This window comes from Paenibacillus sp. JCM 10914, assembly GCF_001315105.1.
GTDB lineage: Bacteria > Bacillota > Bacilli > Paenibacillales > Paenibacillaceae > Paenibacillus_AQ.
On the sequence record NZ_BAZR01000012.1, the window covers coordinates 114,398 to 139,231 of the forward strand.

The 24,834-nt window shown below is 47.9% G+C and carries 24 protein-coding genes and 2 pseudogenes; 20 read left to right on the forward strand and 6 right to left on the reverse strand.

Translation table 11 applies throughout. The annotated features are described in order from the left end of the window. Positions 1-5: 5 nt before the first annotated feature. Positions 6-1,352 (forward strand): 6-bladed beta-propeller, encoded by a 1,347-nt coding sequence (locus JCM10914_RS15275; RefSeq protein ID WP_023962472.1) that lies wholly within the window; start codon positions 6-8, stop codon positions 1,350-1,352. Beyond that, positions 1,349-3,127: an S-layer homology domain-containing protein gene (locus JCM10914_RS15280; protein ID WP_023962473.1), complete on the forward strand. Its 1,779-nt coding sequence runs from the start codon at positions 1,349-1,351 to the stop codon at positions 3,125-3,127. Before JCM10914_RS15275 ends, JCM10914_RS15280 begins: the two co-directional genes overlap by 4 nt. A gap of 115 nt (positions 3,128-3,242) precedes the next feature. Here JCM10914_RS15280 and JCM10914_RS15285 read toward each other — a convergent pair whose 3' ends face one another. Next, complete coding sequence (locus JCM10914_RS15285; RefSeq protein ID WP_023962474.1) at positions 3,243-3,602, reverse strand: hypothetical protein; 360 nt, start codon at positions 3,600-3,602, stop codon at positions 3,243-3,245. Positions 3,603-3,863: 261 nt separating this feature from the next. Here JCM10914_RS15285 and JCM10914_RS15290 point away from each other — a divergent pair, with 261 nt between their 5' ends. From JCM10914_RS15290 to JCM10914_RS15305, 4 genes and pseudogenes are all read left to right on the forward strand, one after another. Next, entirely contained in the window at positions 3,864-4,850 is a 987-nt protein-coding gene (locus JCM10914_RS15290; protein WP_023962475.1) for an acyltransferase family protein, read from the forward strand. A gap of 191 nt (positions 4,851-5,041) precedes the next feature. Then, positions 5,042-5,455, forward strand: a complete 414-nt coding sequence (locus JCM10914_RS15295) for a hypothetical protein (protein WP_023962476.1) — start codon at positions 5,042-5,044, stop codon at positions 5,453-5,455. 8 nt (positions 5,456-5,463) lie between these two features. Next, entirely contained in the window at positions 5,464-5,688 is a 225-nt protein-coding gene (locus JCM10914_RS15300) for a hypothetical protein (protein WP_023962477.1), read from the forward strand. 110 nt (positions 5,689-5,798) lie between these two features. Next, positions 5,799-6,610, forward strand: a pseudogene (locus JCM10914_RS15305) (undecaprenyl-diphosphate phosphatase). 107 nt (positions 6,611-6,717) lie between these two features. Here the strand turns inward: JCM10914_RS15305 and JCM10914_RS31415 are convergent. Both JCM10914_RS31415 and JCM10914_RS30450 read right to left on the reverse strand, forming a co-directional pair. Continuing rightward, a complete protein-coding gene (locus JCM10914_RS31415; protein ID WP_269433894.1) occupies positions 6,718-6,843 on the reverse strand; it encodes a hypothetical protein in 126 nt (41 codons plus the stop codon). 35 nt (positions 6,844-6,878) lie between these two features. Then, entirely contained in the window at positions 6,879-7,028 is a 150-nt protein-coding gene (locus tag JCM10914_RS30450; protein ID WP_231638664.1) for a hypothetical protein, read from the reverse strand. 240 nt (positions 7,029-7,268) lie between these two features. On the opposite strand from JCM10914_RS30450, the gene JCM10914_RS15315 reads away from it, so the two are divergent. After that, positions 7,269-8,195, forward strand: coding sequence for a prenyltransferase (locus JCM10914_RS15315; protein WP_023962483.1), 927 nt, complete (start codon positions 7,269-7,271; stop codon positions 8,193-8,195). Between the two features lie 16 nt (positions 8,196-8,211). Next, a complete protein-coding gene (locus tag JCM10914_RS15320; protein ID WP_023962485.1) occupies positions 8,212-8,943 on the forward strand; it encodes a DUF6081 family protein in 732 nt (243 codons plus the stop codon). 451 nt (positions 8,944-9,394) lie between these two features. Here JCM10914_RS15320 and JCM10914_RS30455 read toward each other — a convergent pair. After that, a pseudogene (locus tag JCM10914_RS30455) lies at positions 9,395-11,148 on the reverse strand (glycine betaine ABC transporter substrate-binding protein). Then, a complete protein-coding gene (locus JCM10914_RS15335) occupies positions 11,141-12,343 on the reverse strand; it encodes a glycine betaine/L-proline ABC transporter ATP-binding protein (RefSeq protein ID WP_023962494.1) in 1,203 nt (400 codons plus the stop codon). Before JCM10914_RS15335 ends, JCM10914_RS30455 begins: the two are co-directional and overlap by 8 nt. 338 nt (positions 12,344-12,681) lie before the next feature. Between JCM10914_RS15335 and JCM10914_RS15340 the strand changes: the two genes are divergently transcribed. The 11 genes from JCM10914_RS15340 (at position 12,682) to JCM10914_RS15385 (ending at position 23,529) form a co-directional block, all read left to right on the forward strand. Continuing rightward, complete coding sequence (locus JCM10914_RS15340; RefSeq protein ID WP_023962496.1) at positions 12,682-13,257, forward strand: GbsR/MarR family transcriptional regulator; 576 nt, start codon at positions 12,682-12,684, stop codon at positions 13,255-13,257. A 130-nt stretch (positions 13,258-13,387) separates the two neighbouring features. Continuing rightward, positions 13,388-14,731: an alpha/beta hydrolase gene (locus JCM10914_RS15345; RefSeq protein ID WP_023962498.1), complete on the forward strand. Its 1,344-nt coding sequence runs from the start codon at positions 13,388-13,390 to the stop codon at positions 14,729-14,731. A 24-nt stretch (positions 14,732-14,755) separates the two neighbouring features. Next, positions 14,756-15,205 (forward strand): GNAT family N-acetyltransferase, encoded by a 450-nt coding sequence (locus JCM10914_RS15350; RefSeq protein ID WP_023962500.1) that lies wholly within the window; start codon positions 14,756-14,758, stop codon positions 15,203-15,205. A 260-nt stretch (positions 15,206-15,465) separates the two neighbouring features. Further along, positions 15,466-15,966 carry a winged helix-turn-helix domain-containing protein gene (locus tag JCM10914_RS15355; protein ID WP_023962503.1) on the forward strand — a complete coding sequence of 167 codons (501 nt, stop codon included), beginning with the start codon at positions 15,466-15,468 and terminating at the stop codon, positions 15,964-15,966. Positions 15,967-16,024: 58 nt separating this feature from the next. Next, positions 16,025-17,359, forward strand: coding sequence for an MFS transporter (locus JCM10914_RS15360; protein ID WP_023962505.1), 1,335 nt, complete (start codon positions 16,025-16,027; stop codon positions 17,357-17,359). 165 nt (positions 17,360-17,524) lie between these two features. Further along, positions 17,525-18,634 (forward strand): outer membrane lipoprotein-sorting protein, encoded by a 1,110-nt coding sequence (locus JCM10914_RS15365; RefSeq protein WP_023962507.1) that lies wholly within the window; start codon positions 17,525-17,527, stop codon positions 18,632-18,634. A 24-nt stretch (positions 18,635-18,658) separates the two neighbouring features. Next, positions 18,659-18,826 carry a hypothetical protein gene (locus JCM10914_RS28920; RefSeq protein WP_023962509.1) on the forward strand — a complete coding sequence of 56 codons (168 nt, stop codon included), beginning with the start codon at positions 18,659-18,661 and terminating at the stop codon, positions 18,824-18,826. A 78-nt stretch (positions 18,827-18,904) separates the two neighbouring features. Then, positions 18,905-20,086: an alanine racemase gene (gene alr / locus JCM10914_RS15370; protein ID WP_023962510.1), complete on the forward strand. Its 1,182-nt coding sequence runs from the start codon at positions 18,905-18,907 to the stop codon at positions 20,084-20,086. 230 nt (positions 20,087-20,316) lie between these two features. Beyond that, positions 20,317-20,598, forward strand: coding sequence for a CopG family ribbon-helix-helix protein (locus tag JCM10914_RS15375; protein WP_028406492.1), 282 nt, complete (start codon positions 20,317-20,319; stop codon positions 20,596-20,598). 3 nt (positions 20,599-20,601) lie between these two features. Continuing rightward, entirely contained in the window at positions 20,602-20,952 is a 351-nt protein-coding gene (locus JCM10914_RS15380) for a type II toxin-antitoxin system PemK/MazF family toxin (RefSeq protein WP_023962512.1), read from the forward strand. Between the two features lie 342 nt (positions 20,953-21,294). Next, positions 21,295-23,529: a Tex family protein gene (locus JCM10914_RS15385; RefSeq protein ID WP_370570258.1), complete on the forward strand. Its 2,235-nt coding sequence runs from the start codon at positions 21,295-21,297 to the stop codon at positions 23,527-23,529. A 50-nt stretch (positions 23,530-23,579) separates the two neighbouring features. Here JCM10914_RS15385 and JCM10914_RS15390 read toward each other — a convergent pair whose 3' ends face one another. Beyond that, the gene (locus tag JCM10914_RS15390; protein WP_023962517.1) at positions 23,580-24,140 is read right to left on the reverse strand and encodes a CGNR zinc finger domain-containing protein; all 561 of its coding nucleotides are present in this window, start codon (positions 24,138-24,140) and stop codon (positions 23,580-23,582) included. A 152-nt stretch (positions 24,141-24,292) separates the two neighbouring features. Here JCM10914_RS15390 and JCM10914_RS15395 point away from each other — a divergent pair, with 152 nt between their 5' ends. Beyond that, positions 24,293-24,760: a DinB family protein gene (locus JCM10914_RS15395; RefSeq protein WP_023962519.1), complete on the forward strand. Its 468-nt coding sequence runs from the start codon at positions 24,293-24,295 to the stop codon at positions 24,758-24,760. The last annotated feature ends 74 nt before the right edge of the window (positions 24,761-24,834 follow it).

The following is a 24,834-nucleotide window of genomic DNA, read 5'->3' on the forward strand; positions in this document are numbered from 1 at the left end:
AATTCATGAGAATGATGTTTAGTACGATGCTTATCATGGCATTGCTGCTGAACGCGTATCCGATTGTAAGGGCAAGCGGAGGGGACGAATTTAACCCTTCTATCTATCAGAATCAAACCTTGATTGATCGTCCCGTCGCTATAGAGATAGATGATGATGGTAATATGTATATTGCGAATTACGGTAATCATCAAATTGTTAAATTGGACTCTCATGGAAACCTCCTAACCCAGTGGGGTGGATTGGGAAGTGGAAATGGTCAGTTTAATTATCCTAGTGGAGTTGCCATAGACAGCAATGCCAATGTCTATGTCGTGGATAGGGAGAATCACCGAATCCAAAAGTTTGATGCGGACGGGACTTACCTCACCGAGTGGGGAAGGCGGGGCGCTAATGATGGGGAGTTTAGAAATCCAGCAAATATTGAAATTGACCGCAACACAGATATAGCCTATGTTACGGATCGGGATAACCATAGAGTCCAAAAATTTGATTTGAATGGTCAATTTTTGGGCAAATGGGGAGGCTATGGCAATGGAGATGGTGAATTTAATCGCCCCTATGGAGTTGCGATAGATGATAGTGGAATTGTTTATATAACCGAAAGTGAAAACCATAGAGTCCAAAAATTTGATGCAGATGGGACCTATATCAGTCAATGGGGCAGCCAAGGAGTCGGAAATGGTCAATTTATGTATCCTTTTGATATTGCTATAGACAATAGCGGCTATGTCTATGTGCCCGATGCTCAAAATAATCGAGTCCAAAAGTTCGATTTGAATGGAAACTATATAAGTCAATGGGGGAGCGCTGGTAATGGAAGTGGTCAGTTCCCTAATAGTATAGCCATTGATAGGGATGGTAATGTCTATGTAACGGAAGCCAATAACCCTCGCATTCAAAAATTTGATCCGGATGGAGACTATCTCGGCGGATGGCCTAGAAGTGCACCATCAATTACACCTCAAATTGAATCCTTCGATAGAAATGAGGCAGGAATACATTATCGGGATATTACTGTGACCCTGGAGGCAAACGACCATGTCCTATCCGGTATTCTGAACGGATCCACAACATTAATTGAAGGAAGCGATTATCTGCGAGTGGGCAACATGGTCACGATTACAAAGGAATATTTGGCTACCTTATCAATCGGACAGAGCGTATTGACATTTGATTTTAGTACAGGACCTCAGTTGCCTTTGACGATAGATATTAGCAATTCTACACCTATACCGGGTGCCCCTCATTTGCAGCCTGCTATTGCTGGTGACGAGCAAGTTAGCTTGACTTGGAGTCCAGTAGACGATGCTACGAGTTATAATATCTATCAAAGCATAAGCCTTCTGTGAGCGGAACAGAAGTAGGTACGGTAGTCGGTTCAGTGTACGATTATACGGCTACGGGGCTGGTAAATGGGACGACCTATTATTTTACGGTTAAGGGAGAAAACGTCCAGGGAGAAAGTCCTGCCTCCAATATCGTAAGTGCAACGCCGTTCACACTACCGGATGCACCTACAAATGTCTTGGCGGTGGCGGGCAATCGCCAAGCGACGATAAACTTTGACGCCCCGGCGTTTGACGGAGGTAGTACCATTACTAGTTACGAGGTAACCGCCGATCCTGGCGGATTGACCGCTACAGGGACGGCAAGCCCGATCACGTTTTCGGGATTAACCAACGGTACAACCTACACCTTTACCGTGAAGGCGATCAACGCTGGAGGTAAAGGTGCGGAGTCGATGCCTTCGAATCCGATAACCCCAAGGGTGCCGTCAAGTGACGGCGGAGGTGTAACGCCAACGCCGTCACCAATACCGGAGCCAACACCAACACCGAGCAAGCCGAAGCCACCGCTGACAGGAATTGAAGTACAGATAGCTGGAAAAGTGGCGAACCAAGGAACCATGTCGGTAGTGGAGTCATCAGAAGAAGACAGAACGACGATGGTTATCTATCTGGATCAATCCAAGCTGGAAGAGCAGCTTGAAGCTACGGAAGCGGGGAGCGTTGTTTCAGTCAGCGTGAGCAAGGACACCGACGACGTATATGTGGAGCTTAGCGGAACTCAATTGGAATATTTGGTCCGGAAGCAATCGGTGATAGAGCTTCAAATCGCTCAGGGTATCTACCGATTGCCCATTCAAGCGATAGATGTAGCTTCTATAATAGCTGGGCTAGGGGAGCCCGTGATCCAGAATGACCTTACGTTTCGTATAGGAATGGGGTTGCCTTCAGAAGGAACGCTCAAGCTTGCGAGAGATGCTGAGTCGATGGAGAGTTTCAACCTCCTCGGTACGCCTTTAGATTTTACGTTCCAGGCCATATACGGAGACGATCAACGGGAGGTTGTCTGGTTTAATCAGTATGTTGAGCGATTGATCAAGCTGCCGGAAGGAACATCACCGAATCAGGTGGCCACTGCCGTTGTCTTGAACCATGATGGAACCGTTCGACATGTGCCCACCCGGATTGTGATGATAAACGGGCAATCTTATGCCGTCGTTAACAGTATCACGAACAGCACCTATGCCTTAATCTCTCACTCGCTCAACTTCAAGGATGTCCATGCACAATGGGCAAAGACAGCAGCAAATGATTTGGGTGCCCGGCTTATCGTGCATGGTGATAGTCATGGTCGGTTCCATCCCGAACAAGAGGTGACCCGTGCAGAGTTTGCTGCGATACTTGTACGAGGTCTAGGATTAGGCCCGAATCATAATGATAAGGGATTCTCCTATTCTGACGTGAACCCCACGGCATGGTACAGCGACGCGATCCAGACCGCGCAAGCGTATCATCTGATCGCAGGCTTTGAAGACGGCAGCTTCCGCCCACAAGATAAGTTGACTCGGGAGCAGGCGATGTCGATTCTCGCGGCTGCGATGAAATGGACTGGACTTCATGATCAACTGCCTGCACAACCCGCAGCAGAGTTATTGCGGCCATTCGCTGATGCTGGCGAGGCTGGGTTATGGGCGAGACGCGCGATTGCGGACAATCTGCAGGCCGGCATCGTAACTGGGCGCAATGAGAAGACACTGGCGCCTAAGGCATTCATTACACGTGCGGAAGCAACCGTCATCGTGCAGAGGCTGCTGAAAGAGTCTGGCTTCATTGATTAGAAGACTCATAAAGAATAGTCGTTTTAAACCAAGAAGAAGCAGCATTAGGGCTGCTTCTTCTTTGATATTTAAGAATGGATGCTCAAGTTAATGAGAGCACATCGACAATGGCATACTATTGGCGCCAGAGATTGAGGTGCCAACTGTCGGAGCGGCTTAGTGATCGTCTGTTCCTCGCTGTATTCACTGCACTTATGACTAAGAAGATCAAGACGGCTGATCCCGTATTGTTGTTGAATAGAACTTTATTGGGATGTAAATCTCCAGCGCCTCCTCTTGCTACGAACACGCCTGGAGAAGGCAGCGCCTCTACCTTAATTGCAAAGGCGTCGTTGTTAAATAGAAAATTAATGTCTTTTAGAATAAGTTTCTTTCCGTTCTTCACATTGATTACAATTTGCTGCAACTGAATGGTTTTTCCTGGACTTACCTCAATAGAGCTCTTTCCGCCAACAATTCCATTTAACTGAAACATGAATACCACCTCCTAAGGTTTTAGTTCTATTCTATTCAGAGGGTGGTGGATGGATATAGACAGATAGAAGTAGATTCGTAGATTAAGGCGAAGAACTAGTTCACCATATATGAGTCCTTCGCCCGTTCAATAAACACTGGAGGGTGCTTTTTTCATCACTAGTAATATAAGGGTATTTAATTTTAGCCAAATTGGGTAACTTGCTTAAGAGAGTGGAAAGACTAATCAACTCATGCACGAGGAATGAGGGAGGTCCTGCCGATGCGAGATGCTTATTTTGACAATTTGAAGTTTGTGCTCATCGTGCTGGTGGTAGGCGGCCATTTCATTGAGCCGTTGGTTGAGTTGACTCCGATCGCTGTACTGTATAACTTCATCTATTCGTTTCATATGCCGCTGTTTGTGTTTGTAACCGGCTATTTCTCGAAGCGCATTGAAGATGATCGATATACATTGAAGATCCTGCAAGGGTTGGTCATCCCTTATCTTATCTTCCAGTCGTTGTACGCTTTATTTGATTATTATGTGCTGAGCGGCGAGAAGCTGGCGTTCACTTATTTTTATCCCAACTGGATTTTATGGTTTCTCTTCAGTTGCGTGCTGTGGAAGGTGTTTCTGCCATATGTGGTCAAAATCAGATATCCGATCCTGGTCTGTCTCATCGTGGCTATACTGGCCGGATATTCGGCTGATATCAGTTACTTTGCTGGTCTGTCCCGTACGCTGTACTTTTTCCCGTTCTTCCTAATGGGCTATTACTTTAAGCGGGAGTGGGTGAATAACCTCATGCACAGCAGCTCACGTGTTGCCGCGATGTTGTTATTGCCGCTGAGTGTGGTGGTACTATGGAAACTGGCTGATGTTCTGCCCATCACATGGTTTTATGGCGTACTGCCGTATGTCGATTTTGAATTAACCGGGATTTACGCTGGCTTGTCCCGCTTGGCCACGTATGGCTTTACGCTTATCGTGAGTGTGTGTGTATTAGCTCTGATTCCATCCGTGAGGATCCCGCTCATCTCCGATTTCGGTCAGAACACGTTGTACGTCTTTATCCTGCATGGATTTATTCTCAAAGCTCTATACTCTTTCGAGTTTCAGTATACATTTGCGTCTGTGTGGGATCTTTGGTGGTTATTGCCAATTGTCTTTATTGTCACCATACTATTATCGTCAAATGGGATACGACACCTTTTTCAATGGTTGGTGGAGCCGGATACAAAATGGCTGTTCCATAAGGGAAAATAAACCACCGATAGATTCGCGTATAGAGCTGCATAGGAGTCGCCGAGTTTTGGCGAAGAATGTAATCGTTACGTTATCTTTTTGTAGACGTTGCAGAATAGACATTATTTTGGCATCCTCTCGTTACTTTTCCAAGTAGGCTATCGTTATATAGTATTGAAAGCTTATTAAACCATGAGATAGGTGGCGAATGTATGATGCGACATCGAGTGGCGCTCGCAGTCCTGTTCATCTTTCTTGTCGGGATGCTCATCACAGCTTGTTCTAGCCAGCAAGCGGATTCTCCAAGTCCGGAGCCTGGGACAAGTACAACTGCCCTTTCCTTTGGGGAGAATGTTATCTATGCCGGGGAAGGGCCGGAGATAATCATTATTCAAGACGGAGAGAGGACGGTCATCAGCTCCATTGATGACTATGCATCAAAACCGCTGATTGCACCTGACGGCCAGCGCTTGACGTACATAGCTCCTTTTGAATTTGAGATGCCGGGTGAAGTATGGCTATATGATCATACCAAGCGTACGACAGGGAAGATTGCAACAACCAGCGAATTTTCTTCGGGTAAGACACCTGCCGATTGTTGTGGCTTGACGATCAGCATATTTTGATTGGAGTCATGAATCAGCATGGGACGATCCCTTCACTGCGGCAATTGCTTGTATATTCATTGGCGGATAACAGCATAGAAGAGAAGTATCAAGTGAAAGATAAACAGCATATTTCCGATATGAAGATAATGGATACTCAGCTCGAGCTTGAGATCGAAACCTACGATGATAACTTTATGGAGGTGCTAAAGACAGATTCTGCACAGGTTCCATTAACTGAGTTTCTGGAGTGAGAAGATCGATGTTTGGTTTGATTCTTGATTGCTCTTTAAGCTATGATAGACTAGTGTTTGACTAGTAGAATCAAAATTAGTTACAAAGAGATTAGGAGCGTTTGTGATTTATGGAAGATATCATTCTGTGGTTAAAGTATTTGTTTCTTGGTATGATTCAGGGCGTGACCGAGCCGATTCCGGTTTCCTCCAGCGGTCATTTGATTGTGGCGCAGCGATTGATGGGGATGGAGCAAAATGGTCTGTCATTCGAGATTTTGACGAATACGGCATCCTTGATTGCGATCGTATTTATTTTCCGCAAAGATTTGCAGCGGTTAATTGTTAACGGCTTGAAGTTTCTGAAGACGCGTGAGGCGGAGTATAAGTCCGATTTCATGTTTATCGTCTATATCGTGGTCGGAACGATTCCGGCGGTGATCATCGGCCTGCTCTTTAAAGACCAGATCGAGTCGATCTTCTCATCCGTACGCACGGTAGGCATCGCCTTGTTGTTTACAGGGGTTGCACTGTGGCTCATTCGGAATTTGCGCGGACGCAAACAGGATAATGATCTGTCATTCAAGGATGCCCTTGTCGTTGGTCTGGCTCAAGCGGTTGCTTGATTCCAGGCATCAGCCGTTCGGGTTCCACGGTCATTACATCGATTGCGCTTGGGATGAAGCAGGATACCGCCCTGCGGTTCTCGTTCATGTTGTACATCCCGATCAGCCTTGGGGGGATGGTACTGGGTGTGTCGGACATTGCTTCGGATCCGCATATATCGACACTGCTCATGCCTTATATCATTGCGTTTATTACCACCATGATCTGCACGTATTTTGCGATGAGATGGTTCATGAATATTATGGCACGAGGCAATCTGAAGTATTTCGCTTATTATTGCTTTGTAGTTGGTATACTGCTGTTGGTATTCTTGTAAAAAACGAAAAGGGCTTCTGATAAGTTCATGAACTTATCGGAAGCTCTTTTGTAGTTGGGAGCCGGAATCCAGGATCGATGCTGAGCAGCATCCCAGTCCCTCCGGGATTATCGCTGGTCCTTTACGTTCATCTTGTAGTTATTCAAGGCGCTGAGATTGGCCTTGGAGTTGCCAAGCGGAGGCTTTCGCTCACCTTGAGACTCTGGCAGTCGATGAAGGACCTCGCGGAGCAAGGCGTTATTCTCCCAAGCAATCTCGTTGATCTCCCCTAAAGTGTATAGCGTAATCCCCGTAATAGCCCCGCCAATAAGCCAGGCGAAAGCATGAGCCAAGAGCCGATAAACAAAATAAAAATAACAGCACCCAGCACTCCAGCGATGACCGACACCACGCTAAGCCCCTTCATCACTTTATACATACGGCATACCTCCTTGACGCTCGTTATCCTAAGCCATATTAACACAAATGATCATGCCGATGTGCCTAATCTTGGACGTATAAACGGATAACCAACTTCTAGCAACCGGATTACAAAGCAAGGCAAATATGCTATTCTAATAGAGTGTAATATGTACGAAGTTTCACAATATACTCAGCGTCTGCAAGCTTCTTGCAGGCGTTCTATTCTGTAATTGTAGATAGAAAGGGGCATAAGCGATTGAATGCCGTTGCACAATTTAAGAAAGCTTCCCGCATTCAGGTGATTCCGGTCATGCTCATTCCGGTTGCGCTGGGCGCACTCGGTGCATTTGTATGGACAGGTCGCTTTCACCTAGGGCTCTTGATCCTAACCTTGATCGGCAGCGGGGCTGCGCACTTGTTCTCCAACATGGTGAATGACCTGTGGGATTACAAGAACGGTACCGATTCAGAGGCACAGGCGGATGTGGATGCGATATCAACCAATTCCGGATTTCTGACTAAAGGAACCTGGACGATTCGTAAATTTGCTGCGGTCACGTGGACATTGTTCGGCATCGCCGCAGCATGCGGGATTATCCTTAGTCTGATCAGCGGCTGGTGGGCATTCGTCTACGGTGGACTGGGCGGATTAATTGCATATTTTTATGTAGCGCCTCCGATTCGGTTCGGTTATCGGGGTAAGGGTTATAGCGAAATTGCGATATTGTTATCCTTTGGTATTTTGCCTGTCATGGGTGCATACTACGTGCAGACCTCACTGATTGACGTTCGGGCACTGCTGCTCTCCCTGCCTATCGGTCTCTTAACGACCTTGATTCTGTTTAATCATCATTTCTTGCATTGGCAGGCAGACCGCCAAGCAGGGAAGAAGACGCTTGTCGTGGTTTGGGGCGAGAAGAGAGCGCTCAATTTCTCACGCATCCTGCTGCTGTTGGCAGCGATATCGTTAATTGCGTGTGTTGTGACCGGTGCCTTGCCGCCGTACGCATTGATTGCACTGCTTACATTTATTCCATTGTATTTGGTATACGGAAGATTGAAGGATAGCAATCCATCCAAAGCCTATCTGCCGCTGATGGGGGCTTCCACCATGACAACGATGCGCTGTGGCGGCGTGTTAATCTTGAGCTTGATCATCGAGGGAATCATTCAGACTCTGTAAGAAAGAAGGGAATGTAATGGAACAACAACGTGTATTTGGAGACTTTCATTCGATATTATCTGAGGACAAGGTTTGGAAAATTGGCGGCTTTGCGTTACCGGACGGTTCGTTCTGGGAATACCGCGAGCCGAACGCGGTTGTCATTGTACGAAACGATATTCTGTATGTGCGGACACCACTTAGCCGTCAGAACCATCACGTGCAAATTCTGGATAACGCCAAGCATATGTATTACTCCCATGAAGAAGTCGTTGTACCGGAATCCGGCGAAGTGGAATTCGAGCTTCAGATCCGTGCACGTACGCAAGGTACGACGCCAGGCGATTTGTATGACGGTTACGTTTCCCTGAACCTGCTGGATTTCAGTACGGGGGGTGCCCTTGATTTCTTTGCATCCAACGATAAGTATGCGAGCGTATACGCGGTACTTCCATTCCCGGGCGTTGAGGTTCCCGAATCGGATAAGACGCGTTACTTCTGCATCTTTAAAGAGGAAGATACCCACTTCACACCTTTGGAATTCAATACGTACAAAATCACCTACAACCGCGCTGAGGATGAGGCTGTGTTCTACGTGAACGGCGAAGAGATCCGCCGGGAGAAGAACATCCCGATCAAATTCAACAAGTTCACGATCGCCCTCGGCATCATGACCGAGAAGGATTTGACTCCACAAGGGAGCGTATCGGTTCACGGTCAGACAGTCATTGCAGAGTATTCTCCCGTTACGGTAACGACAAGGGAATAGAGAATACAAGGTAACCTCTGCCACAAGCAAGACCACCGGCATCCATTCAGCCGGTGGTCTTGTTCTCATACCATTTATAATTCCGACAATAATGCAGGAATGAGTGGGCCGAAGACGCGAAATGTAACAAAAACCTGCAGATGTGCAGGCTTTTAACTCAAATCAGGGCTAATCGGACGAATTAATAAAAAAAAGCTGCACATCCGCATCCTTTTCTGTTCAAGAGACCAATTCCGATGAAAATTCCTGCACATTCGCATCCTTTTACGTCACGCAGACAGAGCGGCCAAAGATCATTAAAAGCCATAACGGTGTGGGAATAACGTGGGTCTGACCCCCATATCCTGAACACCGCTATGGCTTTATTGTACATACGAACCGATTCGAGGAGCTGTACATTCAGTAAACTAAGACTTACTTAATGGAGCAGCCTCGTTATAATTACAATGGTTTACTTCAGATCTTCGATAGAGGTAGCTTCTACATAAGCAGGCACGACCAGGCCAGTCTTGACGCCTTCCATGTTAGCTCCGAGATCTTCAACTTGATCCTTGAATTTATCCCAGTAGTCTGCGTGTGTCAGCGGCAGCCATGCAGCAACCGTAGCATCCACGTCACCGTTGGCAACACCGGTCCACATCGGTCCGGCTTCTACCTGCAGTGCATCAACTTTGAATCCAAGCTTCTCTTCCATAATCACTTTCAGCAGATTGGTGCTTGCGATTTCGGAATCCCAGGCAACGTAACTGAACTTGAAGTTCTTACCGTCAACCGGTTGCACGCCTTCGATCCACTCATCTACTTTCGCAGTGTTGTTATCTGCAAGCTTTGGCAGCTGCTTCCGGATCTTCGCCTTCTTGAATCGCAGTCATAATCTCACCCATGTCTGCATCGGTCCATTTGAAGTTGCTCAGGAATTGATAAGCTTCCGGATGATCTTCTTGCAATCCAAGACGCACCACGGTATGAATTTCTTCCGCTTCTCCGAACACATTCTTCGGATCGTCTAGATACTTCAGATCATACTTGGCAAACATCCAGTGTGGAGTCCAGCCGGTAATGATGATCGGCTCTTCGTTCTTGATGGCTTTGTCCAATGTTGCCGTCATAGCGGCACCGGAACCTTCAATGAGTGTCCAGTCCGTCAATTCATATTCTTCGATGGCTGCAGCAGTGGCTTTCATAATACCCGCGCCAGGATCAATGCCGATAATTTCATGTTTTACCTGCTCACCGATCGAGGAAGTAGCTCCGCCGTTCTCGGAGCCATTATCTGGTGTTCCTTCAGTACCATCGCCGCCGCTCTGTCCGCAAGCGGAGAGAACGAGGATCGCAACTAAACTTAACATCAACCACATTTTCTTTGTCTTCACAATTAAACACTCCTTTTTTTGGATTTAAAAATATTTTGTGTAAAGCGGTCAAGCACAATCGCCAGAATGACAACGGCTAGCCCGGCTTCAAAACCTTTACCAATCTGCAATTGGGTAACGGCTCGATATACTTCGGCGCCAATCCCTTGAGCACCGATCATCGATGCGATAACCACCATGGACAATGACAACATGATAGTCTGGTTGATACCAGCCATAAGGGTTGGCATAGCCAGCGGAAGCTGAACTTTGAACAGCTTCTGGCCTGAGGTGGAGCCGAACGCATCCGCGGCCTCCGTCAATTCGCCGGATACTTGCATGATCTAAGCGGGTCAGGCGAATCGTTGGCGGAATCGCGAATATAACGGAAGCGATAACCCCGGGTACGACGCTAGGCTAAAGAAGGTGACGGCTGGCAGCAAGTATACAAATGCTGGCATCGTCTGCATGAAGTCAAGAATCGGAATGATGATGCGGGACGCCGTCTTGCTGTAAGCTGCCCATATGCCGAGCGGCACACCGAGCAGAACGGAGATCAGCGCAGCCGTGATCACGAGGCTAAGGGTGCTCATCGTGTGCGACCAGTAACCCAGATTATCGATCAACAGAAAACCAATTGCGGTAAACAGCGTTAGCGGCAGTTTGCCAAGTAGATAAGCAATGACTGCGAGTATGACGATGAACAGATACGGATGCGGAAGCATGAACAGATCTGTGAACAATTGGACCACGCCCTGAATGAGAGAGGAGATCATGTCGAAGAAACCTGAGAATACATCACCCACCATTCCACTAAGGCATCGATCCAGCGTGCGAGAGGGATCTTAGGCATTTGGAGTCACCTCCTCTTGCTTGCTCTCTCCAGCTAGTGCGCCCAAGACGGCACCACGGACGATGACGCCGAGCAATCGGCCTCCGTCATCAACGACAGCCAGAGGAACCTTCGACAAGCTGGTGATTTCGAACAACTCGTTAAGCAATGTATCCGGACCGACTCTAGGTCCATCCGTGATAAGAATTTCCTCCAGCTTGCGATTGTTCTTGAGTGCATCCGATGCATCTTCGGCTGTAATGACGCCGAGCAGCTTCTTGGAGCGGTCTATGACGAACAGATTCGAGATTCCCCGCTCGCGCATTAATTCGAGCGCTACACGAGGGCCACGATCGAGTGTGATGGCTTCCGGGCGTCGCATCACCCGAGATGCAGTGAGCACCTTCGAAAGATCCACATCCTCTACGAATCGCTCTACGTAATCGTTAGCCGGCTGGGTCAAAATTTCTTCTGGCGTACCAATCTGGACGATAGAGCCATCCTTCATCAAAGCGATGCGATCACCAATTCGGAGCGCTTCGTCCAAATCGTGAGTGATGAAGACGATCGTCTTCTTCATCTTGTCTTGCAGTTCGATTAATTCGTCCTGCATATCCCTGCGTATGAGTGGATCGAGTGCACTGAATGCTTCGTCCATCAGCAGGATTTCGGGATCGTTCGCCAACGCTCGGGCAAGCCCGACCCGTTGTTGCATCCCCCCGCTAAGCTCATCAGGCATCTTATCTTCCCAGCCCTTCAGCCCGACAAGCTCAAGGGCAGTCATAGCCGCATCCTTGCGTTTGGCTTTATCCGTCTTCTGAATCTCCAGACCGTACTCCACGTTATTAAGTACGGTGCGGTGCGGGAATAACGCGAATTTTTGGAATACCATACTGATGCTCTTGCGCCGTACATTCCGAAGTTGTTCCTTATTCATCTTTCTTAAATCCTTGCCGTGGATCAATATTTCACCTGATGTTGGCTCAATCAACCGATTTAGCAAACGCACCAAGGTGGACTTACCGCTGCCTGACAAGCCCATAATGACGAAGATTTCGCCCTCTTGAATGTCAAAGCTGACACGGTTAACGCCGACCGTTATGTTTTTTTCTTTTGCGATCCGTGTCTTGCTCCAGCCTTGTTCGAGCAATTGAATCCCTTGCTCCGGATTAGCCCCGAACAATTTGCTGACTTTATTTACTTGCAAAATAGCCAAGTGGTACTCCTCCTTTTCTACAATAGAGACGTATTTATTTGACTTTGTTCACCGCGATCGTCTCGTAAACCCATGCCACCCATTCTAACAAGGGGAACATTTAGTTTCAAACGATATATCCGTACGTATAGAACGTACAGTAAAAACTGTACAGAGTTATCCTTGCATATCCTCCGGATAACGCCTAAATGCTCGAATGTGGTTTTCTTTACTTTTAAAATAGCTTTCCCTACAATAGACAAGAGAATGTGTGACTGATTCACAATGGCTGTCCATCAGGAGTATTGTAAGCGCTGGATATGGCTTAGTAGGGCAGCAAATTAAAGGAGGCTGCAAGCATGGGCTTGTACGATTTGGATGATGAACGGCAAGCAGCCGTGCAGAAGATTCGTAAGCGGGTTATCGAGAATATAGGACGGAATATGGATCTGTATGGTATTCCGCTTTCAACAGGGCATTTGTATGGATTGCTGTATTTTGCAGATAAACCGATGAATCTTGATGAGATGGGCCTTGAAATGAAGATGAGTAAGACCAGTATGAGTACAGGCGTTCGAACGCTGCTCGATTATAAAATGGTGAACAAGGTATGGGAGAAAGGTTCGCGTAAAGACTTATATGAAGTGGAGTATGATTGGTACCAGAGTTTTGTGGATTTTTTTGATATCAAATGGCGCAAATCGGTGGAGAGCAACATTACCGTGCTTCGTAAGGCGCTTGATGAGACGGAGAAGCTGACCAAGGAGTTGGCTGACGATGAGGTGCTGGTGGCTGTCATGCGCGAGGACCAGGCCAAGATGCGTGAGGCTGTTGCATACTACGGATGGCTGGAGCGATTAATCGATACTTTTGTTAGCGGAGAAATATTCAATTATGTGCCGAAAGATCCTTCTGATAGACCATCCAATGATTGAAATAAACGTTATAGCGTTTTATAATGTGAATAAGGCAATGCTTACCTACAAGAGGTACAACCTGAGTAATCGGGTTGTGCCTTTTTTGCGGTTAAGCGGCTATTCACGCATATTCAGGAGGGTTTCAATTATGGATAATACATGCTCAAGACTTGTCGAAATTAAGGATTTCGCTTCTCGGATTCTTGGTAATTCACGCAGCATATATGTCTATCTGCCACCTAGCTACTATACGAATACGGATCATTATTATGATGTATTATATATGCATGATGGGCAGCATGTCTTTGCCTCGGATGAGACGGGCGGATCATGGGAGATGCATCAATCTGCGGATCGACTTGCCTCAGAAGGAAAGATCAAAGAAATCATCATCGTTGGGATCTCCACCGTTCCACACCAACGTCTGAATGAATATTTTCATGACAATCCGCTCATGCACGAATCGTTTCAGGGGCCATTTGCCGGTGAGCATTACGAGAATTTCATTATTGATGAGGTGATCCCCTATATTAATAAGCATTACCGGACAAGAACCGGGTCACAGCATACAGCAATGATGGGATCTTCCGCTGGCGGAATCGTAACTTATAATATCGGGTTTCGCCGTCCGGATGTGTTCGGTATGATCGCGGTGATGTCACCGTTTTTCTATCATAACGAATTCGATGTGGACGGAAGACTTCATGAGCACCCATTTTATCAGAGATACCATACCCATCCCGAAGGCTTGCGGATATGGCTCGATATGGGGGGAGCTGAAGGCCTCTTCATGGAACGGTATGCGCGCGAGGAAGCGAAGTTTCTTGTCGCGGATGGCTTCGTCCTTGGTCAGGATCTTATGCTGCTGCTCGATCCAGGAGCAGGGCACAGTCAGTTGGATTGGGCGCACCGAGTACATTCGCCGCTGCTTTTTTTCTTTGGTGAGATTGGCCAGCCGGCCTCTATCCGTTTGGTGGGAGAGCATACGATTGGCCAGAAAGGGCCGGATAAATGGATGAACCCGGTAGTAACCTATACCAGCGGTTTTGTGCGTACGGGGTTACCTGGTGTCTTTCATGTAGATCATCCCGAAGTGCTTGCCGTCCTGCCGGATGGAAGAATAAAAGGACTCGCTTGGGGAAGCACGGTCGTTCATTATACGGAAGCAGGCGTGAGCGCGTCGAAGGAAATGACTGTCGTTGAGGAAGTGCCGGAGCTTGTGCAAGTTACGGTGCATGTTAAGGTACCGAACGACACACCGCCATACCCGACCATATATGCAGGCATCGAGGTAACTTATAAGGAGGATGGCTCATATAGCGGAACGGCGATGATTCCGCACGGATTAACGTTTACGTTTAGAATATCGCGCGGGTTCGGTTTGCATGAAAGACTGGGTGATGGCAGCGACATTATTCATCGTTCGTTTACGACTAATCAGAATATGGTATTATGCTACGAGGTGGAAGCTTGGGATCAAGAGCTCCATTGAACTAAATCATCGGAGGTATGACATATGACAATTAGAGCCGCAAAACCGGATGACGCAGCAGAAGCAGCACAATTGCTGTATGATGCGCTGCATGATGTAGCCTATAAACTGACCGGCGAGACTACCAAGGACAAGGTACTGGCCGGGCTGGAGCTGTATTTCCGAGCAGATGAAGGCCGACTGGGACATCGACAGTTTACGGTAAAGGAGATAGACAACGAGGTAGCCGGGTTAATCGTGACTTACGGAGGCGATCAGGCTGAAGAACTGGATCGTCCGATCGTCGATCGCCTGCGTGGCATGGATCATGCCTTCACAGGACTGGATCAGGAGGCTGATCTGGATGAATACTATATCGATACGCTTTCTGTATCCTCCACGTTCGGAGGGCAGGGAATCGGTTCGGCGCTGATCGACCATGCGGAGAAGCAGGCGGTAGCCAGGGTTATGATCGTATCGCGCTGGCCGTCGTAACTGACAATGAACGTGCGCATGCCTTATATATCAGAAGAGGGTATGTCACAGATAAAGATATTACGATTAATCATCAGCGTTACCACCATATGATCAAGTATTTAAAATAATATTTTCGAAAAAATCAGACCACCTATTTACAAATGGTAATAGGTGGTTTATTATAAATCCAAGATGATCTAAAAAAATAGATCGAACAAATAATACAGATTGAATTAATATTACAGATCAAACTAAATAAATGAAATGGAGTGGCATTCATGAATTCAAAAGAACCCATGTTCGAAATTTCGGTGGAGCAAGCGAAGCTACTGGGCAGTGCTCAGCGAGTGAAGATTATCGGAACCATAATAGAAACGGCCAAGACATCGAAACAGGTAGCCGATGAACTCGGGGATTCGCCAGGCAGTGTACATTATCACATTCAGAAGCTGTATGAGGGCGGCTTAATCGAACTCGTGGATACGAAGCCGGTTGGCGGCATCGTGGAGAAGTACTATAAATCGAAATCCAAGTGGTTCACCACACGGGGCGAGCAGCAGATTGACCCTGTACTGGCTGACAATTTCGAGTCCGATTTCAAGAACCAGACCAGTTTGAGAATGCAATTGTCCGATCAAGAGCGGGATGACATGGCGGTAGAATTTCGGGATTTGCTGGAGAAGTGGGTTATGAAGTCGATTGCTTCCAAATCCAAGGGCAAGAAAGAGTACGCCGTCGGCCTGAACATCGTATCAACCGAAGCGGCGGAGAAAAAATAGGAGGGGGGCTTGCCCCCTCAGCATCAATCAATATTCAAACAATGGGAGAGATATCATTATGGAAATTATGAAAAATCGCAACTTTCTGCTGCTGTTCATCGGCCGCATTTTAACCAACGTAGGGGATAGCCTGTATGCGGTTGCTGCGATGTGGCTCGTATACGATCTTGGGGGATCTACGCTGTATACCGGGATTGCGGGTTTCTTGTCGATCCTGCCGCGAATCATTCAGATTCTGTCTGGACCGATGATCGACCGCGTACCGTTAAAAGGACTACTGGTCAACACGCAACTGATTCAGGCAATTATGCTCTTAATCGTACCCATCTCCCATTATTTCGGCTTTCTGTCGGTGGGACTGGTGCTCACGATTACGCCAATCCTCACCACATTGAATATGTGGGTATACCCGGCACAGATGACCGCGCTTCCGCGTATCGTAGAGAAGAGGCAGTTAACACAGGGTAATTCGTTGTTCTCCCTTGCCAATCAAGGAATCGATGTTGCTTGCAATGCCATATCCGGCGTGTTGATTGTTGTTCTCGGGGCCGTATCACTGTACTTATGGAACTCGGCTGGTTTCTTTATTGGAGCGCTCCTGTTCGCTCAGCTGAAGATCAGTCATAATCAAAATAAAAATTCGGATAACAACGAAAAAAAGACATCTAAAAAACCAATCTTCAGATCAAAAAATATGCAGGCTTCCATGAAAAAATATGGTGCTGACATTAAAGAAGGCATGCGTTATATGTTTGCGACACCACTGGCTCGCATTCAAATCGGTATCATTGTTATTAACGCGGCAGGTGGAGCGACGTTCACGGTCATGCCTGCATTCGCGGACAGTCTGGGCGGCGCGAGCGTATACGGGATGCTGCTTATGGCTTCAGCTTGCGGCAGCTTACTTGGCGCTCTGTTGACACCTTATTTAAAATTGGAACGGTTGCCGCTTGGGCATCTCTTCATCGGTGCATTTATTTTATCCGGCACGGCTTGGGGCCTCAGCGTGTTTACTCCATGGACGTGGCTTGTCGTTCTTGTTTATGGATTAGCTTGGTTCCCAGGAGGGGTTACGAACGTCATTATCATTTCTGTCATTCAGAAGGCCATACCCCAGAAGAGGTTAGGCACGGTGCTGGCTGCGGCTAATGGGATCAGCGGAATTGCAATGCCGCTTGGCAGCTTGATCGGAGGTATTCTGGGGGTCGTCTTCACTGGCGCAACGGTTATTGCTGCCTGTGGTGCTACTGTACTCGGTGTTGGCTTGTTCTGGATGATCGACTCCGTTACGCGTTCGCTCCCGTCACCGGAAGAGGCCACTGAGGAGTGGTTCTCGTCATATACGGGTGAAGTGAAGATAGAGAAAGAAGTAGCTTTGCATTCGGCTACTTAGCATAATCGGTGGATGAAGTCCGGTGATTCGGAATTCATCCATTTGTGTTTTTAAAGGCATAATTCATTTCCAGACGTGCTTGTCAGGCTAGTCTGCATAATGTGACCAAGTCCCTCATAGACATGTATCAATCAAGTCAAAACATGTGTTGAAGGGGATGATGACATGCGCCGGATTTCTTGGGTGCTGCTCGCTGTAGTATTATGCGTAACAGTGATACTGGCGGGATGCGGGAAGAAAAATGCGGACAGCGTTGTGAAGGACCTGAACAAGGTGGCAGATAAACTGGAAAGTGCTAAAGGGGCTTACCAGGGAGCGGGCGTCATGACCATACATACCGGTGAGGCGCCCCAGGAGTATCAAGTTGAGGTATGGTACCAGTCGCCATCCTATTATCGGATCAGTCTAACGAATGGTCAGAAGGATATTACACAGATCGTGCTCCGCAATGATGAAGGTGTATTCGTCCTGACACCGAGTCTGAACAAGAGTTTCCGTTTCAAGTCGGACTGGCCGGATAATCAAGGGCAAGTTTACCTTTACCAGACGCTGCTTGGCAGCATCTTGAAAGACAACACGCGCCAATTTGCCGAAGACAAAGAGAGTTATGTATTTGATGTTGCCGCTGACTACCACAGTCATGCCCTGATTCGTCAGAAGATTTGGCTGGATAAAGACAATTATTCACCGAAGCAAGTGCAAGTATCGGACTCCGAAGCCAACGTGGTCGTTGAAGTGAAATTTAACACCTTCACCTTCGATACGAATCTGACGAAAGAGTCCTTTGATACGAATAAAAATTTAAGCGCAATGAATGAGGCCCAAGGCACACTTGCGGAAGTAGATGGTCAAGGGATGCCGGTGGCTTCTAATCAAGATGGTACTGACGGAATTACTGATGGATTAACGGAAGTAGCGGCAGGCGGTGATATGGGATCTTTCGGTATCATTTATCCGGAATATTCACCGGTCGGCGTAATCGAGAAGGATACGATGGAGATTGCTGAGAGTAAGGACCATGCGGTCATTCTGAAATATGATGGCTTGTATCAATATACGATTATGGAATCCAGACCAGCCGATCGCGCAGTCTCCCTCGTTCCAGGCGAAGCGGTCTACATCGACTTCACCACAGTGGGACTCTTGACGGGCGATCAGCAGAAAACATTGACCTGGAATGATGAAGGCGTAGAGTTCAGAATTACGAGTGCCAATCTGCCGCAAGAGGAAATGGTCAAAATCGCTGCTTCCATGCAAGGACAATCGGGTAAATAATACGGTGAAGGCGGATACCAAGCATTGGAGGGGCAAGATTCCGACAATGTGGCCATTCGCCTCTTTTTCCAAATCAAGGTGGGTGAAGCAGCTTCTTTCATCCGAGGCGTGCAGGGAGGACAAGGACTTCAACGGGATGACGAAATGTCGGTGTATCCGCTATTCTATTCATTGGAAAGTTGTCTTCATTGACAGCGGCCCCTGGGAACATTACCATTAGTCTATTGCATACTCAAATGTTTTCTTAGTAATGGTAAGAGGTGACTGGAATTGCAAGCGATATATCGACCTACCCTTGCGGAAATCAACTTGGATGATCTGCGTGCGAACTATAACGGATTCCGTGAGGCATTGCCGGATCACATGAAGCTTCTTGCTTGCGTGAAGGCTAATGCATATGGTCATGGAGCTGTGGAGGTGGCACGCGCGCTGCAGCAATGGGGTGCGGATTACTTAAGCGTGGCCTTTCTCGATGAGGCGATTGAGCTTCGTCAAGGCGGCATAACTTGCCCGATTTTGGTGCTTGGTTATACTCCGCCAGAGGGTATAGAAACCGCGTATAAGTATGATGTAACCCTGACACTGTTTAGTACGGAAGTGCTCCAAGCGATAAAAATGCTGCCGGTAATGCCGGAGAAACCGCTCAAGGTACACATCAAGATTGACAGCGGCATGGGTCGCTTGGGCCTGCTTCCTGGGAAGTCCGCTCTCGCATTTATTGAAGAAGCGTTCTCGCTGCAGCAGGTTGTTGTTGAAGGCATGTTTACCCATTTTGCTAGAGCGGATGAATTCAACAAAGACTATACATTGGAACAGTACCGGCGCTTTCAGAGCGTGGCAGACGCGCTTCGGGATAAGGGATTCCATATCCCGATCATACATACGGGCAATAGTGCGACAGCGATTGACACACCGGAATTATCCTACAATATGGTTCGTATCGGCATTAGCTTGTACGGACTGTATCCGTCGGATGAGGTGAATCAAGAGACCGTTAAGCTGCGCCCTGTCATGACGTTAAAGACCAAGCTGGTCTACGTCAAAAATCTCCCACCGTTATCTGGCATCAGCTACGGCTCGAAGTACGTGACGAGTCAGGAGGAACGGATTGGAACGTTACCGATCGGTTATGCCGATGGTTTCTCCCGTATGCTTAGCGGTAAGGTGGAAGTGCTGATACGCGGCCGTCGCGTTCCTGTTGTCGGTAATATCTGTATGGACCAATGTATGGTATCGCTCAAAACTTTCGCCGAGGAGGCGGAACAAATTAAAGCTGGTGAAGAGGTTGTTCTCATCGGTCGGCAGTCTGACGATAGCATTACGGCAGACGAGCTGGCCGCCAAGCTTGGGACGATCCCTTACGAGGTCGTCTGTATGATTGCCCATCGCGTGCCACGTCGGTATATCCGTTCTGATATACCTGTGATCACGATAAACCCGCTGTTGGATTAGTCTTGAACAGGCATCAGGACCTAAGTATTTTTTCACAGGGAAGAAGGAATACGTGCGGACATCCTCGAAATATGTATATGCAGGCAAGTCTGTACGAAAGTGTCGATTGTAGTTTATAATGATATGCAGCATACTTGATATACCTTCGGCATATATATTCTTTTGTATAAATTTCCTTGAATAATGCAATACTGGTGCACAGGGCGAGAAGGTTGTGGGGGTGTAAGAAGGTGGCCAATATGCAGAACACCAAACGAATTATGATCAGTTTACCGGATCATCTTTTGCAGGAAGTGGACGGGATCGCTCAACTGGAAAACTCCAACCGAAGTGAGCTTATTAGGCAGGCCATGAAGCTGTATCTGAATGAACGGAAGAAGCGTTACATTCGCGAATCGATGCAGCGAGGCTACATGGAAATGGCCAAGATTAACCTAACGATGGCTTCTGAGGCGTTCCATGCGGAGGAAGATGCAGACAACACTCTAGACCGCTTAGTAAGCGGGGTGTAGACAGTGATTGTTAAACGGGGCGACGTATTTTTTGCGGACTTATCGCCTGTTGTCGGTTCGGAGCAGGGCGGTGTTAGACCCGTGCTTGTGATCCAGAACGACATCGGCAACCGATTTAGTCCGACTGTCATTGTTGCGGCCATTACGGCACAAATTCAAAAAGCCAAGCTGCCGACTCACGTCGAAATTGATGCGGCGTCGCACGGGTTCGACCGGGATTCCGTTATTCTACTGGAGCAGATTCGGACGATTGACAAACAGCGGCTAACCGACAAAATCACCCATCTTGATGATGAAATGATGCGTAAGGTGGATGATTCCCTGCAAATTAGTCTGGGCTTGATCGATTTCTAGAATTAGGAATGGATTCAAGCGTGCGTTTACGACATAGAACATGGTATGGTAGCAAAGAACCTCGGGGTTAGCCCTTGGGGTTCTTTTCGTTATATTAAGCGCTGGTTGGGATTAGAATATATGCGGTTGTAACGGCAGCGGCGATGAACAGCAGGCAAAGCAGGGATAATACCCAGTGGTTCTTGTCATTCATGTCATAGTACCTCCCAATTACAGATAGACTCATTGTAACGATCAAATCTTAAAATAAGATGAAAATGGTATAAATATCTCCTAAAGCAACCGCCATCAGGCCATAAGGTGGAAATGCTGGCGCAGATTTGGGATAATAGCTTTATAGTTATGGTGAAGAAAGAGGGATATCATTTGTCTGAAATAGAAACGGTTGACCTAAATGAGGAACAGATTCGTAAGGAAGAATCGAAACGGATCGTGAAGCAGATCGCGAAGGAGCTTCATTTATCCGAGAAACAAGTGCGTACGACCGTTGAGCTTCTGGATGAGGGCAATACGATACCGTTTATCGCACGTTACCGCAAGGAGATGACTGGGGAGCTGGATGAGAACCAACTCCGTGATATTGAGGATCGAACGGGCTACCTGCGTAATCTGGAGGTCCGCAAGCGTGAAGTGATTCGTATTATCGAAGAGCAAGGCAAGTTGACCGATGAGCTTAGAGCCACGATTACTGCAGCGGCTAAGCTGCAGCAAGTAGAGGATCTGTATCGTCCGTATAAGCAGAAACGCAAGACGAGAGCGAGCGCCGCGAAGGAGAAAGGACTTGAGCCGCTGTCAGAATGGATTTGGTCTCAGCCGAAGCAGGCCGAGGTGTTGGTCGAGGCAGCCCGGTATGTGGATGAAGAGAAAGGCGTAACTTCAGCTGAAGAGGCCGTGCAAGGGGCGATGGATATTCTGGCTGAGAACATTGCGGATGACGCAACCGTCCGTGCCTGGGTCCGCCAGTTCAGTCTGGATCATGGCATCCTGACTTCCGAGGCGAAGGATTCCGCTGAAGAATCCGTTTATGAGAATTATTACAACTACCGTGAGCTGGCGAAGAAAATGCCGCCGCACCGGATATTAGCGATCAATCGCGGGGAGCGGGAGAACATATTGAAGGTAGGCCTTGAAGTGCCTTCAGAATCCATCCACGGCTACATCGGTAAGCAGGTACTGAAGGGATCTTCTTCGGTATCGGAGATTTTGATTGCAGTCATAGAGGATGCATATAAACGTTTGATCGCTCCGTCGATTGAGCGGGAAGTTCGAAGTGAGCTTACGGAAAAAGGGGAGAATCAGGCGATCTCCATCTTTGCCGGGAATCTGCGCAGCTTGCTGCTGCAGCCGCCGGTGAAAGGGCGCTCGGTGCTTGGGGTTGACCCGGCATATCGTACCGGCTGTAAGCTGGCGGTGGTTGATGATACCGGGAAGCTGCTCGAAGTTGCGGTGACCTATCCAACACCGCCGAACAACAAGAGGCAAGAGGCGGCATCGATCATTAAGGGCATGATCAGCAAGTATGGAATCCAATTGATTGTCATCGGTAATGGCACAGCGTCGCGTGAGACAGAGCAGTTTATTGCTGAGGATGTGATCGCGACGATCGCCGATCCAGAGCTCGCTTATCTGATTGTGAATGAGGCGGGAGCAAGTGTGTACTCGGCCTCCAAGTTGGCTCAGGATGAATTTCCGGACCTGGATGTGGCTGAACGCAGCGCAGCGTCTATTGCCCGGCGCGTACAGGATCCGCTTGCCGAACTGGTGAAGATCGATCCGAAATCGATCGGTGTCGGTCAATATCAGCACGACGTTACCCAGAAGAACCTGGAAGGAAGTCTGAAGGCTGTTGTGGAATCGGCCGTGAACCATGTCGGGGTGGACGTTAATACGGCTTCGCCATCACTGCTCTCTTACGTGGCAGGCATTAACGCTACGATTGCCAAGAACATCGTCAAGTACCGGGAAGAGAATGGGAAGTTCGCCAGCCGCAAGCAACTGCAGAAGGTTCCTCGTCTCGGTGCAAAGACGTTCGAACAATGCGTGGGTTTCATGCGGATTTCCGAAGGGGAGAATGTCCTCGATCGGACGCCAATCCATCCGGAGTCCTATCCGGTTGTCGACCGATTGTTCCAGGAGTTGGAGATCGGCCTTGATAAGCTTGGCAGCAAGGAACTGGCGGAATTACTGGACACCCAGCAGCCCGAGCATCTTGCAGTGAGGCTGGATGTCGGCGTGCCAACCTTACGCGATATTCTCGACAGCCTGTTGCGTCCAGGGCGCGATCCTCGTGAAGAACTGCCATTGCCGATCTTCCGTCAAGATGTACTCAAGATCGAGGATTTGATGGCAGGAATGGAGCTTCAAGGAACGGTACGCAACGTGATCGACTTTGGTGCTTTTGTTGATATCGGCATCAAGAGTGATGGCCTCGTCCATATTTCCCAGCTCAGCGACGGATTTGTGAAGCACCCGATGGATGTCGTATCGGTCGGAGACAATGTGACGGTGTGGGTGCTGAATGTGGATTTGAAGAAAGGCCGTGTTGGACTGACCATGAGGAAGCCGAAAGATCAGTAATGGAGAGAAATGAAACGCCGCAAAGCCCATCTTGGGCCATGCGGCGTTTTTTAATGACGATCGGAGGACAGATTCTTCTTTTTGGCACGGAAACGCCGGACCTTCATGAGGTTGCCACACATTTTATCATCACAGTACCGCTTTGAACGGTTGCGTGTATCGTCATAATAGATCCACAGACAGTCCGGGTTGGCGCAGATCCGCATGCGGGCGAATTCACCTTCCGAGAGGGTCTTGGCAAAGGAAGCGGCGATATCCGCGACAACTCCAGTTAATCCGGGATGCACGGTGCTGTAATTCAGCGTATAGCCTCCATCTTCGTTCTTGTGCAGTTCACGTAAGACGGGTCCTGCGGACATCCAGTGGTTCAATTCCTCGATTCTCTCGCCGAACGTGCGTCCGCCAGCGACGATATATTGTACGAACTCCCTCAGAAAGGAGCGAAGCTGTTGTAATTCGTGAATCTCTTCGGAATTCAGCGGTAACTTGACCTGGAAATGATATTGATTCATAAAGCTATGCAGGTGATCGGGGTTCAGTAATCGGTCCTCGTACTTTCCCGTGCCTCTCCAGTCATGCCATTCACTATTTAGGAAATCATCCCATATCATGCGTTCATCCTTTCTCCATCGATATTATTGTAACAATCTAAATATTGTTTTACTAGTTACTTGAATACGTTAATGGAGTGTGTTAAGTTAGCACTAATGTAACTATCTAAATACAATAAGGTGGTTACATACATATGAGGAGGCGATTCAAGGTGAGTATACGAGAAGTGCTGTTGCTCAATTGGGATTATGCAATGGAGAAAGAAGATTGGTATCCACCCACATCTCATGCCCTTCAGGACGTTACTTCAGAACAGGCCCTATGGAAGCCGGAAGGCTTGGCCGCGAATTCGATCTGGGAGAATGTCCAGCATCTTTTGTATTATAAACAGCGGTTGCTTGCCCGATTAGATCAGGTGCCATTTGAGGAATTGGACAACAACGATGAGACATTTCACATAAGGGATACGAGTGAAGAGGAGTGGGGGCAGGTGAGGGATGCGTTGCATGACGTTCATTCGGCATTAAGAGTGAAATTCGAACAGATGCCTGATGAAGAACTGCTGAAGTCCTCTCAGGCAGTCCTGAGTCTGATTACGCATGATGCATACCATACGGGACAGATCGTCTCACTTAGGAAGATGCAAGGATCATGGCCTGAGAAGCGTAGCTATTTATAACATCGAATTCATGGATAGATTGTAGTTGAAAAGGAATGTGGCAATCGCACGTCAAAAACAAGCCGGACATGGTT

Excerpts from the sequence above, each read along its gene's own strand:
- JCM10914_RS15345 (WP_023962498.1), top strand. The coding sequence starts at position 13,388 with ATGGATAATACATGCTCAAGACTTGTCGAAATTAAGGATTTCGCTTCT.
- JCM10914_RS15300 (WP_023962477.1), top strand. The coding sequence starts at position 5,464 with ATGAATCAGCATGGGACGATCCCTTCACTGCGGCAATTGCTTGTATAT.
- JCM10914_RS15365 (WP_023962507.1), top strand. The coding sequence starts at position 17,525 with ATGCGCCGGATTTCTTGGGTGCTGCTCGCTGTAGTATTATGCGTAACA.
- JCM10914_RS15285 (WP_023962474.1), bottom strand. The coding sequence starts at position 3,602 with ATGTTTCAGTTAAATGGAATTGTTGGCGGAAAGAGCTCTATTGAGGTA.
- JCM10914_RS15385 (WP_370570258.1), top strand. The coding sequence starts at position 21,295 with ATGGTGAAGAAAGAGGGATATCATTTGTCTGAAATAGAAACGGTTGAC.
- JCM10914_RS15355 (WP_023962503.1), top strand. The coding sequence starts at position 15,466 with ATGAATTCAAAAGAACCCATGTTCGAAATTTCGGTGGAGCAAGCGAAG.
- JCM10914_RS15340 (WP_023962496.1), top strand. The coding sequence starts at position 12,682 with ATGGGCTTGTACGATTTGGATGATGAACGGCAAGCAGCCGTGCAGAAG.
- JCM10914_RS30450 (WP_231638664.1), bottom strand. The coding sequence starts at position 7,028 with ATGTATAAAGTGATGAAGGGGCTTAGCGTGGTGTCGGTCATCGCTGGA.
- JCM10914_RS15350 (WP_023962500.1), top strand. The coding sequence starts at position 14,756 with ATGACAATTAGAGCCGCAAAACCGGATGACGCAGCAGAAGCAGCACAA.
- JCM10914_RS15290 (WP_023962475.1), top strand. The coding sequence starts at position 3,864 with ATGCGAGATGCTTATTTTGACAATTTGAAGTTTGTGCTCATCGTGCTG.
- JCM10914_RS15320 (WP_023962485.1), top strand. The coding sequence starts at position 8,212 with ATGGAACAACAACGTGTATTTGGAGACTTTCATTCGATATTATCTGAG.
- JCM10914_RS15275 (WP_023962472.1), top strand. The coding sequence starts at position 6 with ATGAGAATGATGTTTAGTACGATGCTTATCATGGCATTGCTGCTGAAC.
- JCM10914_RS15360 (WP_023962505.1), top strand. The coding sequence starts at position 16,025 with ATGGAAATTATGAAAAATCGCAACTTTCTGCTGCTGTTCATCGGCCGC.
- JCM10914_RS15390 (WP_023962517.1), bottom strand. The coding sequence starts at position 24,140 with ATGATATGGGATGATTTCCTAAATAGTGAATGGCATGACTGGAGAGGC.
- JCM10914_RS15295 (WP_023962476.1), top strand. The coding sequence starts at position 5,042 with ATGATGCGACATCGAGTGGCGCTCGCAGTCCTGTTCATCTTTCTTGTC.